Annotated in this window: 13 protein-coding genes; 10 read left to right on the top strand and 3 right to left on the bottom strand. The window is 64.7% G+C overall.

The annotated features are described in order from the left end of the window. Positions 1–27: 27 nt before the first annotated feature. The 6 genes from EV191_RS20700 (at position 28) to EV191_RS20675 (ending at position 5,587) form a co-directional block, all read left to right on the top strand. Positions 28–519 (top strand): hypothetical protein, encoded by a 492-nt coding sequence (locus EV191_RS20700; protein ID WP_132878799.1) that lies wholly within the window; start codon positions 28–30, stop codon positions 517–519. A gap of 178 nt (positions 520–697) precedes the next feature. Next, the gene (locus EV191_RS20695; protein WP_132878798.1) at positions 698–1,228 is read left to right on the top strand and encodes a hypothetical protein; all 531 of its coding nucleotides are present in this window, start codon (positions 698–700) and stop codon (positions 1,226–1,228) included. Positions 1,229–1,406: 178 nt separating this feature from the next. Then, positions 1,407–3,320 (top strand): toll/interleukin-1 receptor domain-containing protein, encoded by a 1,914-nt coding sequence (locus EV191_RS20690; protein WP_243659112.1) that lies wholly within the window; start codon positions 1,407–1,409, stop codon positions 3,318–3,320. A 68-nt stretch (positions 3,321–3,388) separates the two neighbouring features. Continuing rightward, the gene (locus EV191_RS20685; protein WP_132878796.1) at positions 3,389–3,781 is read left to right on the top strand and encodes a VOC family protein; all 393 of its coding nucleotides are present in this window, start codon (positions 3,389–3,391) and stop codon (positions 3,779–3,781) included. Between the two features lie 98 nt (positions 3,782–3,879). Then, the gene (locus EV191_RS20680) at positions 3,880–4,563 is read left to right on the top strand and encodes a HEAT repeat domain-containing protein (protein ID WP_132878795.1); all 684 of its coding nucleotides are present in this window, start codon (positions 3,880–3,882) and stop codon (positions 4,561–4,563) included. Next, positions 4,550–5,587: a HEAT repeat domain-containing protein gene (locus EV191_RS20675; RefSeq protein ID WP_132878794.1), complete on the top strand. Its 1,038-nt coding sequence runs from the start codon at positions 4,550–4,552 to the stop codon at positions 5,585–5,587. The genes EV191_RS20680 and EV191_RS20675 overlap by 14 nt, the downstream gene beginning before the upstream one ends. 52 nt (positions 5,588–5,639) lie before the next feature. Here EV191_RS20675 and EV191_RS20670 read toward each other — a convergent pair whose 3' ends face one another. Further along, a complete protein-coding gene (locus EV191_RS20670) occupies positions 5,640–6,251 on the bottom strand; it encodes a TetR/AcrR family transcriptional regulator (protein ID WP_165913034.1) in 612 nt (203 codons plus the stop codon). A gap of 62 nt (positions 6,252–6,313) precedes the next feature. On the opposite strand from EV191_RS20670, the gene EV191_RS30610 reads away from it, so the two are divergent. Further along, positions 6,314–7,606, top strand: coding sequence for a DUF2867 domain-containing protein (locus EV191_RS30610; RefSeq protein WP_243659094.1), 1,293 nt, complete (start codon positions 6,314–6,316; stop codon positions 7,604–7,606). 76 nt (positions 7,607–7,682) lie between these two features. Here EV191_RS30610 and EV191_RS20660 read toward each other — a convergent pair whose 3' ends face one another. Continuing rightward, positions 7,683–9,560: an NB-ARC domain-containing protein gene (locus EV191_RS20660; RefSeq protein WP_165913033.1), complete on the bottom strand. Its 1,878-nt coding sequence runs from the start codon at positions 9,558–9,560 to the stop codon at positions 7,683–7,685. 50 nt (positions 9,561–9,610) lie between these two features. After that, positions 9,611–10,705: a glycosyltransferase gene (locus EV191_RS20655; RefSeq protein WP_132878791.1), complete on the bottom strand. Its 1,095-nt coding sequence runs from the start codon at positions 10,703–10,705 to the stop codon at positions 9,611–9,613. 17 nt (positions 10,706–10,722) lie between these two features. On the opposite strand from EV191_RS20655, the gene EV191_RS20650 reads away from it, so the two are divergent. From EV191_RS20650 to EV191_RS20640, 3 genes are read left to right on the top strand one after another with little or no spacing between them, the layout of a single operon-like run. Further along, the gene (locus tag EV191_RS20650) at positions 10,723–11,211 is read left to right on the top strand and encodes a hypothetical protein (protein WP_132878790.1); all 489 of its coding nucleotides are present in this window, start codon (positions 10,723–10,725) and stop codon (positions 11,209–11,211) included. Between the two features lie 52 nt (positions 11,212–11,263). Next, positions 11,264–11,983 (top strand): hypothetical protein, encoded by a 720-nt coding sequence (locus EV191_RS20645; RefSeq protein WP_132878789.1) that lies wholly within the window; start codon positions 11,264–11,266, stop codon positions 11,981–11,983. A gap of 29 nt (positions 11,984–12,012) precedes the next feature. Then, on the top strand, positions 12,013–13,002 hold the full coding sequence (locus tag EV191_RS20640; RefSeq protein WP_132878788.1) for a hypothetical protein: 990 nt from the start codon (positions 12,013–12,015) through the stop codon (positions 13,000–13,002). Positions 13,003–13,034 lie beyond the last annotated feature (32 nt).

Genomic DNA, 13,034 nt, shown 5'->3' with positions numbered 1-13,034 from the left:
CAGCACATCACCTGGGGGTGACGCGGCATGGCGCGCAAGACCAAGCCGTCCAAGTTCGGCGAGCTCATCGCACTGATCATCATCGGCGCAGTCGTCCATGTGATCTACGGCCATCTGTTACCGACCGTCAGCTGGGCGCTGATCGCGCTCGCCGTCTTCATGCTCTGGATCAGCTTCTTCATGCCCACTTACTGCGACTACCGCACGCAACGCAACAGACCCTGTCGCTGGCGCGTCCGTGGCAAGCTTCGCGGTTGCGGAATTCATGCCCGCGACAAGCGCGATGCCCTCTGGCGCGCTTGTCGTCTGAAGAATCCGGGCACCCTGTTCCGCGTCATGTGGGCTTCTCCTGACGACCCACCACCCGCCCGCCCCGGCGCCGGAACCCCGAACACCTCGCTACAACCGGCCGCAACCCAGCAAGGCGCCCGCGACGCCGCGGTCTTCTACTGCACCCTCGTCAGCACCGTTGCCGGAGTAATCAGTGCAATAGTCGGTGTCCTCGCGCTCACGAACTAGGCGGACAACCGACAGCTGGACGTGGCCAGCGCTGCCTCGAGGCCTTCCCGCAGATCTCAAAGAACGCTGCTGGGCGAGCGCGGGAGGTCGCGTCCACTAGAACCCGCAATCTTTAGGGGTCTTGCGGTCGCCGAGCGCGACGGTTTTGGTGACGTCCCGTGTTCGCGTTCTTTCGGAGGTGACGGCAGGTAGTAGGGTGCTGGCCGTGCGCGCGGATCTGGGTGGAGAGCAAACGCGGCCACGTCGTCTTACGGTGTGGGCTTGGTCCCGCCGGCATTTGCCGGTCCTCTTGCTCGCGATCGTGGTGGGGACCGTCGGCGGCGCGGTGGTCTACTACGCCTCGCTGCTCAGCGGCGTCGGCCTGTACCTCCTCGCTGGCGGTGTCGCCGGCGTGCTCGTCTTTTCCGTGCTCCGCTGGTTCAGCAGCTCGGCGGCCGTCTCCGAAGTGGAGGTGACCGTGCCGCAGCTCAGCCGCATCACCTTTGCCGTGACCAAGGATCATCGCGTGATGGCGCGCCGGATCGTCGTACAGATGGCGAGCCGGGTGGCCATCCAGCCTTTGCGGGACGGTGCGGGGCGCGCGGACGAGGCGTTGTCCTCGCTGTACGGGTTGTTCACCCTGACCAGGGACATGCTCGATGACGACGCGTCGGCCAAGCCCACGCCAGGGAGGCCGAAGGTCGATGTTCTCGCGCTGAACATGATGTAATCGGTCTCGGGCAGCCCACCGAGGGCTTTGCCGTCTCAGTGGGGCAGGCGAAGGCTGGTTAGCATCGTCGAATGCCGGTCCACTCCCCTTGCTTCGGCGCACCCGTGAGCGATTTGCCATACCCCCCCCCGTCGTTTTCCGCTGATCTTGGCTGGCAGGCGGGATTTCGGTGACCACCATGCCCCCGCACCGGCCACGGTGGGATGTCTTTCTCAGCCACAGTCACACCGACGAGGCGATGGCCATCCGACTGGCCGAGGCACTGCGCACCTGTGGCCTACGGGTTTTTCGCGCCGCGGACGACGTGGACACCTTCAGCTCCATCTCGTCGGCCGTGCTGCAGGGGTTGGCGGACAGTTCAATCCTGGTCGCCTACTACTCCCCCGATTACGCCACGCGACCCGCTTGCCAGCATGAGTTCGCCACCGCCTACCTTGCCGGCCAGGCCGAAGGAGACCCGCTCGGACGGGTGCTGGCGATCAACTCCGAACGCACCTTCGCGCACATCGAGCCGCGTCAACTTCGCGACGCCTTGCTCCCCACTCCCCCGGTCTCGGCCGCCGGTATGGCCGCCGTCGCCGAGGCCATCGCCGCGAAGGCGAAGGGCCACACCCGCCGAATCGGCGAGGCGCAACTCCGGCAACCCATCTGGGTCAATGGCAGTCCAGTACATCCCCCAGCAGAATTCACCGGACGCTGGGCTCAACTGTGGTGGCTGCATTCGGCGCTGCACCCCGATCTCAGTCCGCTCACCAGCCCACCAACCCCGCCGATCGTCGTCCTGCACGGCACCCTCGGTATCGGCAAGACCGCCCTCGCCGCGGAGTACGTCCGCAGGTTCGGTGGCAGCTTTCCCGCAGGCGTTGTCTGGTACGACCAGCGCGAGCAAGCAGGTCCTCCCGCCAACCCCAACGAAGGCAGCGGGCTGTACGTGATCGACAACGCATCCGGCGACCCTGACACGATTCGCCATTGCCTACCAACGGCGCCAGGAGCACGCTGTCTGGTCCTCGCCCGCGACCCACGGTTGGCCGAACTGGGCAACGCTCACGAGTTGACCGACCTCAGCAAGCCCGATACCCAGTACCTGTTCAGGCGCCACATCAGCGCTGGCGAGGCCGGACATGCCGTCGATCAGGTGCGCACGGCCACCGACGGCAGTCCGCACGCAAAAGCTCGCTTCGCCAGCCTCGCGGATGAACACGGGCTCGACGCCGCCCTGCACCGGTTGCCCACCAGCACGGTGGATGCGCTCGGCCACCTTCAACAGCGCTTGGAACAACCGCTCCGCACTACCGACGACTATGGCTGGGACATCCTGCGCGTGTTGGTCGCAGCTTCTCCCGCGACCGTTTCGATCCCCCGGCTCGCCGACATCCTCGCCACGGTGCGGCGCTCCGACCGGGTCACCGAGATCGCGCCGGTCCAGCGAGCCGTCCTGACCCTATTCGGCTCGGGACTCCTCTCCGGAACGGTCGACGCGGCATCGGTAGCCCTGTCCGCCGCGCTTCGGCTGGCCATCCAGCGTCTCGATCCTGACCAGGCACGTGCCGAACACCTGCGGAGCCTAACCATGCATACGCTGACCGTGCGCGAGATCGATCCGCCGTCCTTGCCGGCAACCCGCCCGCGGCAGTTCTACGATGACGAAGAACGGCGCGCCGCGCACCGAGTGCAAACCGAGCTCTTGAACCGCATAACTGGGCATCCGCTACCGCCAGGCGAAGGCTCGCTGCGGGAAGCGATCAGCTCCCTCCATACGTTGCTGCAGATCACCAGGACCACGCGGGCCAGCCTGCACCCGGCCGCGGCCCGCGCCTCGACGACCACGCGCCCTGGTTTCGGCACGCTGGCCGAACGCCTGGTCAACGACGTCCTCCGGGGCACTCTCACGCACTGGCACAACGAGCTCAGCGCGCACGAGGACCAGCGACCAGCACACATCAGCCGGATTGAGCACGAGCGCGCATGGGAACAGCACGACGATCTCCGCGACGAACTTGCCGCGCTGCGGACGCATGCTCTCGATATCGCCACCGAGCTCAGCATCATCACCGGCAATCCCCTTGGCCTACCCGACACCACTACGTAGGTTCATGACGTTCGACTCGGACTACGGTCATGTGGACACGTGATCGGCAACCAACGGGAGCCCAGCCGATGGCCCAGATTCGGGATGTTGTCTTCGACAGCCAGCACGCCGCATCGTTGGCCCGGTTCTGGGCACAAGCCCTCGATGGCTATGCCGTAGCTGCCTACGACGCGGAAGAGTTGGCACGGCTGCGTTCGCTGGGCGTCGATGACCCGGAAGACGACCCCTCGGTCCTCGTTGAAGGCCCGCCGGACCAGCCTCGGCTGTGGTTCCAGACAGTCCCCGAAACCAAGGCCGTCAAGAATCGGGTTCACCTCGATATTGCCGCCACCGACCTCGACGCCGAGGTGCGGCGCCTTCTCGGTCTCGGCGCCACTCGGTTCGAACCCGCATCGTCAGAACAGGGACTCGTCATCCTGGAGGACCCAGAAGGCAATGAGTTCTGCGTCATTCAAGACTGACCACGGGTGTGCGGCGCGCTACTTCCGCGAAAAACGCGCCACCGAGCTTGACCTTGTCATCGTGATAAGGGTTTCACTGGCTGGCGGAGGTGATACCGATGAACTCGGTACCGGGGTATCCACAGGAGACCCAACTGCTCGCCGCGCTGGCCGCCAAGAATTCCACGACGCGGCTGAAAGCAGCCATGGCAATGGGCACAAATCCCGAGCCTGGTTATGTCGACGCGCTCGTGGCGCGGTGCGCGATCGAGCCGGACTTCTTCGTGCGCGACATGCTCACCTGGGCCCTGACCCGTTTCCCAGCGAACGTCACGGTTCCGAAGCTGCGGGAAGAGCTACTTTCCGAGCACGCGCAAGCCAGGAGTCAGGCCTTGCACACCCTGTCCAAGATCGGTGACGACAGCGCATGGCCGGCCATCACACGGTCCCTGCTGCACGACCCCAACGACGAGGTTGCCCGGAGTGCATGGCGTGCTGCCGCCGTTCTCGTCCCCTATGGACAGGAGGAAGCGTTGGCCGCGGAACTGGCCACGCAGTTTGGGCGCGGCGACCGCGAGATGCGGTTAAGCCTGAGCCGTGCCATGGTGGCCCTCGGTGACCTGGTTGAGCCGACGCTACGAGCGGCGATGGCCAGCAACGACCCCACGGTGCGTGCACACGCGGGCGCTACAGAGCGACTCCTGCACGACCCGGAGGCCGGATTCGAGCTGGACGTTGATGAAGCGAGACGGGTTGCCGCGCTCGGTCCGGAGCGGGAGGAGGCCATGCGTGCTGATCGGTGAGGTCGCGCGGCGTACCGGAGTCAGTGCCCGGATGCTGCGGCACTATGACTCCATCGGGCTGGTACGGCCGACCGGCCGCACCGTGGGTGGATACCGGGAGTACACGTCGGACGACATCCGGCGGATCTTTCACGTCGAGGGCCTGCGATCCCTCAGCCTGTCGCTGCGCCAGATCGCCCAGGCTCTCGACGATCCCGGATTCACTCCGTCCACACTGGTCGGTGACCTCATCCGAGCAACCGAAGAACGACTGAACCGCGAGCAGGAGTTACTCGATCGGCTCCGCGCGGTCGATGCGACCGAGCCCGCGAGCTGGCAAGACGTTGCGCGTATCGTCGAGCTGTTGCGCGGGCTGAGATCACAGAGCGCCGGGAGGCGGCAGCAGGCCGTACTTGCCTCGACCGACCACGCTTCGGTTCCCGCGGAGCTGCTGGCCGAGGCGGTACTGGCCGAATCTGATCCGAACGTTGCCGGGGCACTGCGGTGGGCTCTCACCCGGACTGGCAGCGACGGGGTGGCGAGCCTGGGATCCGGCATGGCCTCCGACGACGTGGACGTCCGGCGGCGCGCGGTCCTGGCACTCGCCGAGCTACCCGACGACGAGGCAACCACTCTCCTCACCGATGCGCTTGTGGACACCGACCCGATGATCCGTGGGCATGCCGCACTCGCGCTGGGCGCGCGGGGCGTAACCCAAGCGGTGCCAACGTTGGTCGAGATGGTGGTCGAAGGTTCGAACGATGTCGAGGCGGCCGAGCTGCTGGGAACACTGGCACAGGATCCGAAATGGACAGACCAGATCATGAGCGCGCTACAAGGGAAACTCGCCACACATACCGAGGATTCGGCGGTGCGCATCCGACTGGTCCAAGCACTCGCCGAGATGCCTGGAACCGTAGCACTGAGCACCTTGCGGCAACTGTCCAATGACGAGGACCAGCCAGTGGCACTCACCGCCTCAGCCCTGCGGCATATGCTCGAAGAACGGCTGGCCGCGCCTGCGCCAGAGCCCGGCACCCGGTAACCACGCAGCGCCAACCTGACATGACGGGAGACTGCGGTCGAGGGACGCGGCGTCACTTGTGCTCAGTAGCCACAGCTCGCACGCCGCGAAGAACGATGTCCAGCACCGCGTCGGCCTCGACACGGGCGGTGTGTGGATCAGCGGCCCGGGCGATATACAGCGCTGCACCGTAGAGCCCGCCGAGCGCGACGTGCGCCAATGGGTCGGCACCGACACCCGGCAAGGCTCCGTTGTCCACCAGCGGCGTCAGCACGGTACGCAGCATCGGCAACTCGACGCCTTCGAGGCCACCTTCCCATGAGCCCGCGGCCTGCACAGCCACGCTGTCGATGATCACGATCCGCCGAAACGCCGGCTGCAAACAGGCGTCGAGGAATGCGGACAGTCCCGCCCGCACCGCTGCCCACGGATCCTGTTCGGCCAGCGCCGCGGCCAGGACCGCTTCGGCGGTTTCGTCCAGCACCACGTCATAGACCGCCTTGAAGAGCACATCCTTGCCACTGAAGTGATGATAGAGCGCACCCTTCGCGATACCAGCGCGTCGCACGATGTCGTCGATCGCGGTCGCCGCGTAGCCCTGCTCGACGAAGCGTTCCCGCGCGATCCCGACCAGTAGCTCACGCGTGGCCTCGGCTTGCCGTTCCCGCAGTCGCTTGACAGTCACCGGCCCAACATACAGACTGACCGACGGTCGGTGAACGACTACCGGTCAGTCTGGAGTCTACGATGAAGACGCTTCCGCCCGGACAACGCCGCATTGACGGATTCCCGCGTTTCGGGACACACCTGCACCGGCCGCCACCTGCCGTTCCGGTGGACCCCGAAATCGCCCTGAGCGGCGCGGTACCCGGACGCACGGTGCGGCTGGCGGAACTGTCCCAGCTGCCCCGGCGTGAAATCGTGGCCGATTTCCATTGCGTGGCAGGCTGGACCGCAACCGACCTACGTTGGGAAGGCGTGCGCTTCGCCGATTTCTATCGCGCGTTCATCGAACCCACGCTGGAACGGGACACCGCGGTGACGCACCTCGCGTTCGAAGGCCTCGACGGTGTCGTATCGGTGGTCGAGTTGCGGGACGCGCTCGCCGACGATGTCCTACTAGCTGACAAGTTGAACGGACAGCCACTCACCGGTGACCACGGTGCGCCCGTTCGGCTGGTCTGCCCGACGCAGTACGGCTACGTGAACATCAAGCACCTTTGCCTTATCGAGGTGTGCTCGACGCTGCCGGTACACCGTCTCGGTTCCGGTATCGTCGACCGACTGATCGAAGGGCACCCGCGAGGACGCGTCTGGCACGAGGAGCGCCACGCTCGTATCGACGGACGGATGGTCCGGCCGTTCTATCGCGCCCTCATCGGCCCGATCCGGTGGCTCAGCGCGCGCGGGAGCACCAGCCGTAGGAGAGTCCCCAACGATGCGCTGAAAGCCCAGCGATGGATCATCGACGATATCGCCCACGACTTCGACATCGAGGATGTCTGGGCACTTCCGATCGAGGGTGGTCCCGCCGACTTCGAGGACGTCATCGACCTCATACAATTCATCGACTTTCCCGACTCTGCACCAATGCCGGTACGCCTGTTGTGGGGCATTCGCGACCTACTCGGCCGCGTATTCGGGATTGGTCGTGTTTCCACATCAGCGGACCAGGCCGGCGTCTGGCCACCCGTACCCGAAACTGACGAGCCCTCGTTGACCGACCGGCTGCCAGCGGAACTCCGCAGCGCGACAACGGATTCTCGCCTCGGGGACAAGCCATTCCGTCCGCTGTATCGCACCGATACCGAGTTTGCCGAGGAGATCTCAAACCGGACCGTATATGGCGTCATGCACCTAGCCTGGGTGGACCGAGGCGATGACCGGTATCAGGCCCACATGACCGTCTACGTCAAGCCACGCGGCACGCTCGGCAAGGCGTACCTGGCCTTGATCAAGCCGTTCCGCTACGCGATCGTCTATCCCGCGCTCATGCGATACCTCGGCAGACTCTGGACCGAACGACGTGCCGCGCGTTAGCCCGGCGCTCGAGCGGGCGCACGGGTGCTCGCACGAGCCAACTCATGCGATTCGCCTCGGTGGGCCAGCCGCACGATCAGTCGTCGAATCGCTTGCGTTTTCGGGCGAGTTCTTCCACTAGTTGCCGATAATGTTGGGCATCCTCGTGCCCGCTGGCCGATTCTGCTCGTTCGGCAAGCGAGGTGCAGACCTCGATTGCCAAGTCCAGCATGTCGAGTTCCATGAACACGGCCAGCGCGTCGGCGAGCAGTTCGTGCGCGGTGACGTAATCCAGCGTGATCTTGCCGAGCCATGCGCCAGCGCGAGCCCGGTTGACCGACTCGGCCTCGCGTGCGGCAAAGTAGTGGTGCGCTTGGAAAAGCACTTGCCCCGCCTCGGTGAATCTGTCCTGTTTGGCCAGTACCCGCCCGACGTGCATATCCAGCAACGCGGCCGCTCGTTCCTGTTGCGCCGGATCCGCCATCGCCGGGATTGCCGCCCGCGACAACTCAAACTGACCTAGCGCGCCCTCGTAATCACCCTGGCCCTCCAGCGCATTGCCGTACCAGTCGTGCAGACTCTGCTTTCCCTGGGGAAAATCGAGCTGGCTCGCCTGCCTGATTGCCTCGCTGGTCGCGGCGTTGTCACGCATACCGTGACAACTCGCTGCCTTGTCCCGCAACAAAAACCAGCGCCGGATCGCATCTACCGAAGCCCCGAGCGCCTCATCCAGTATTTCGACGATCTCGGCATGCCGAGCGGTCTGGAAAGAGTATGCCCATAGTCCAAGTGGAAACAGCGAGCCGAGTTCGCTGTTCGGTAGCTTCCTCGCTTCATCGGCAGCGGCCACAAAGTTCCGCCACTCCCGGTCGAATTCCTCGAATGCCGCGCGGACGCCTTCCTGCCCGGTGAACGCGGGCTCAATTCCGGCATACCACTGCGCCACCGGCTCTGGCACCGGCCGGTTGGAGATCGACTTGTCCAGAGCCACGACCCGCAGCCAGCGATGCTCAATCACCCTGCTGGCGATATCCTGCCGCTCCGTATCCGACAACAAGGCCAGCGCGCGGTCGAGCGCGAACCGGCGCAACATGTCGTGAAACCCGTACCGATCATCTTCCGGCGGCAGCAGCAGATGAGCATCGCGCAGTCCACGCAGTACCTGGCGCGCGACTGATTCGCTGACGCCCAGCGCCACCGCCGCGGTAACCGGATCGAAGTGTGTTCCCGGAATCAACGCGAGGATCGCGCACTGACGCGCCTGTTCGAGCTCCAACTCCTGGAACATGCTTTCCACAGCCATCGCACCCGCGGAATCACGTTCCGGCGGATCGGCCAGCAGTACCTCGAAATCGTCTACGGTGATCTCGGTTTGGGACAACCGCGCGGCCATCAACGACAATGCCAATGGCAGCCCGCCTGACCAGCGGTGCAACCTACGCACCAGCTCGTCGTTCACCTCAGGCGATTCGGGAATGATGTGGCGCACCAACAATCCGGAGCTGTGCACGTCGAACATTTCCAGCTCGACTGGGCGAAACCCGGAAGCGGCCAGTACCGGCATCTGGTTGCGACTCGTTACGATGAACGCATCCGCGGCAACGTATTGGACGAACGGGGCGAGCTGGGCCGCATCCTGGACATCGTCCAGCAACAGCAGCACTCTGCGGTCGTCCAACAATTCCGCAAGCGTGAGGAACCGTTCCACGTCGTCGGCCGGAATCTCATCAGCTGACACCTTGAGCTTCCGCAGAAAATGCCCGGCAACCTGCCCAGCGCTCACCATTCGGCCCGCCTGCGTCGCATCCACCGGGTAGAACAAGCAGACGTCAAAGTCGGGTTTGATCCGGTGGGCCAGTTCGATCGCGAACGTCGTCTTGCCGACGCCCTGCTGCCCCGTAACGGCCAACCGCGGACTCGAGTCGCCAGCCTGTGCCTCCCCGGCAAACCTGTCGAGCAGTTCGGTCCGGTCCACGCATGGCCGCCGGTTAGGCAAGACTCGGGAAACAGACACGGTCGGTACCCCTAACGCTGCTTACGGTTGTCGCCTCGAACACTATCGTTCATGGTGGCGCGGCGTGACCGATTCGGCACATCCCGTCGCGCAACCTCAGTCAACACGTCGGCAGCCAGCGCGGCGCCCGGCTCCGCGAGTAGCTGGGCACGCATCGCCTGGCATCGCGCCCGCATCCGCTCGTCGTCGGCGACCTGTTCGACCTGTAACCGGACGGCGTCGTTGGCACGAACGGCCACGCCCAGGTCGACAAGACGATGAGTGGTCCACTTCTGCTCCCGGCTACGCGGGCACAGGACCATCGGTACCCCAGCAAGCAGCGCTTCCTGCACCGAATTCATCCCGCCATGGCCGACGAGAACGGCGGTATGACGCAACAGCGCACGCTGTGGGAGCCAGTCGCGCGCCAGCACATTGGGTGGCAACGCCCCTATGTCGCTAACCGGAGTCGCGCCGGTCGCCATCAGGACCTGCCATGGCGAGTTGGCGAACTCCCTTGCCACCCGACGGAAGAAATCCGGGCTCCGCGCGAATACCGTGCCCGGCGACACCAACACGAGCGGACGAGCATCGAGCCTCTCGCCCCCTGCGCTCCCTGCCACGGCGGCCGACCTGACCAGCGGGGTAATGAAACGCGCCCGATCAGGCGATCGCCTCGTCGACTCCAGTGTGGGCGGCATGTTGACCAGCACCGGACGACGTCGCGACCCGCCGAGGTGCGTGGTGCTCAACCACACCAAGGCACTCCGTGTCCAACCCACCAACGTGCCCGCCCACGGCAGCCGAACATCGGCAAGGACAGCGTCCGAACGGTGCGCACGGAGATATCGCAGGACTGTCCGGATCGCCGCTGCCCAGGCGCCCCAGCGGGCGAGGAGTACCCTGCCTCGCTCGCCCAGTTCGGACAACGAATAGCCCGCCGGAACCCGCACCTCGTGCCCAGGTATCGGCAACGCGGTAGCACCCGCGGCCGTCACCTGGCTCGTGAACCGCTCGCTCACCGCTACGGTCACTCGATTGCCACGTCGCGCGAGCTCGGCGGCCACCGGCATCATCGGGTTGACATGCCCATGTGCCAGATATGGCAGGAACAGGTAATCGGCCACACTATCTTCTACAGGATATGAACGCGTCCAACTCGTGGTGGGTCTCCGGCCTCTTCACCATCGCTGGAGTGTTGATCACCACGCTCGCTGGTCTTGGCCTCACCATCCTCAATCGCCGCACCGAACGGTTTCGCCTGTCCCGGCAACAAAAGGTGGAGTCCTATCCGGAGCTGCTGCATGCGGCCAACCGCCTCGCGCGACTTCCGGTGTGGCCGAGTTCGGCAGGCGATCCACACGCACTGCTGGACGATATTGATCGCAACGCGCAACGCGTCCAGCTTTTCGCCCCGCAGACGGTCCGGCAGCAGGTGACCGAGTTGCTCGCCGCGGCAAGCTCGCTGGCCGAGGTGGTCAGCGGCATCCGCGTGAACAGCAAGCCGGCCCACGGTGACGTGGTCGACCAACGAGACGCGGCCAATCATCGACACGCAGTCGACATGCTTCTTCAGGCAACCGAACGCTTCCTGTCCACGATTCGAATCGACCTCGAAGTGGACCGGCCCTAGCGCGACTCGGCTACGGTTCTCGGGTAACGACGCCCGAGCACGGAAGGAAACGATGAACGAGCAGCCGGTGGAAGTACCCGTTGGACTTCGGGCCGATCAATGGGTGACCGTGCTTCCGCACCGACGTATCCTGCTTATCGCACACAACGTCACCACCGTCACCAGGCTGCTGGATATCCTTCCCGCCTTCGACAGCGACCCTCGAATCCAGATCGTCGTCTCGTGGAGTGGGTCCGACCCATTTCATCGGGGCCTTGCCGAGCTACTCGACGAACTGGGACTCGTCACGATCGGCTGGGACCAGGCACGACACACCCGGTTCGATCTGGCCATCGCCGCCAGCCATCATGGCGGACTCAGCGATATCACCGCACCTGTTGTCATTCTTTCGCATGGAATAGGCTATACTAAGTATTCACCAGGAAACAGGAAACAGGAAACAGGAAACAGGAAACAGGAAACAGGAAACAGGAAACAGGAAACAGGAAACAGGAAACAGGAAACAGGCAAACTTTCGGACTTTCGCCGCAATGGCTGCTTTACGACGGTCAGCCCATCGCCGCCGCCCTCGCCTTTTCCCACGAGGAACAGGTCGACCGACTACGTGCCAGCACCCCAGCCGCCGAGCCTGTCGCCGAAGTCGTCGGCGACCCGTGCTATGACAGGATCCTCGCCAGTCTCGACCAGCGTGCACATTATCGACACGCACTGGACACAAAAGACCGAAAACTCGTATACGTGTCCAGCACGTGGTTTCACAATGCATTGCTAGGGTCGTGGCCGGATCTACTGAGTCGTTTGATGGCAGAGCTGCCGATCGACTCCTACCAGGTGGCCGTAGCGCTGCACCCGAACATCTGGCATGGCCACGGGGCGTGGCAAGTGCGGAGCTGGCTCGCCGACTGCCTGCGCTCCGGAATGGTGTTGCTGCCGGAAATAGACGGCTGGCGAAGCGGTCTGATCGCCGCCGACATCATCATCGGTGACCACGGGTCGGTTACCGGCTATGGCGCTGCACTCGGTCATCCCACCCTGCTTGCCACGTTCGCGGATACCGATATCGACCCAGCCTCTCCTATCGCGGCGCTCGGTTCGACCGCACAGCGGCTGGACCGCAATCGGCCGCTCCTGCCGCAACTCGAGGCCGCGCTGCGGCAGCATGACCCCAGGCGGTACAGCTGGCTCGACGCGTCGATCACCTCTGCTCCCGGCGACGCGCTCAACCGCCTGCGCGCCCTGTTCTACCGGTTGCTCGCGTTGGATCCGCCAGCTGGTGAGCCACCACTGGACACGTTGCCGGCCTACACACCGGAATTCAGCGGACCAACCGCGCTACGCGTTTCGGCCACGGTCGACGCGGCAGCCAGACTGATCAAGCTCGTCCGCTTCCCAGCGATGTCCACGCGGCTCGCCAACCCGGACAATGCCGATGCCACCCACTTGCTATGCCAACTAGACCATCCACAGCGGACGCTCGTGGCGAACGCCAGTGTTGTCTGCAGTATGCCTAGCCGGGCCGACGCGAACGGCGAGCTGGCCGGCGACATCCTCCACAAGTACCCGAGTGCCACTCTCGCCGCGATAACCGGGAACGGCACCGACGTAGTAATCCAGTCGCGGAGCGGCGACCGCTGGCGTCTCGCCGCCAACGACGCCCCACCAACCGCGCTGGCTTCCGCGGTGTATGCCTGGATTCACGCCGCGTACGAGCCCACTGATCTCGAACCAGAATGCACCGTGGAACTGAACAACAGGACCTACCGGATGACGGTGGTACGCGAAACCCGGTAGCGCAACCGTCATCCGCCTTACCTGACAGCCCA

Source organism: Tamaricihabitans halophyticus, assembly GCF_004340875.1.
GTDB lineage: Bacteria > Actinomycetota > Actinomycetes > Mycobacteriales > Pseudonocardiaceae > Tamaricihabitans > Tamaricihabitans halophyticus.
The sequence above is the reverse complement of the archived record's forward strand: the minus strand, read 5'-3'. Positions and strand labels throughout refer to the sequence as shown.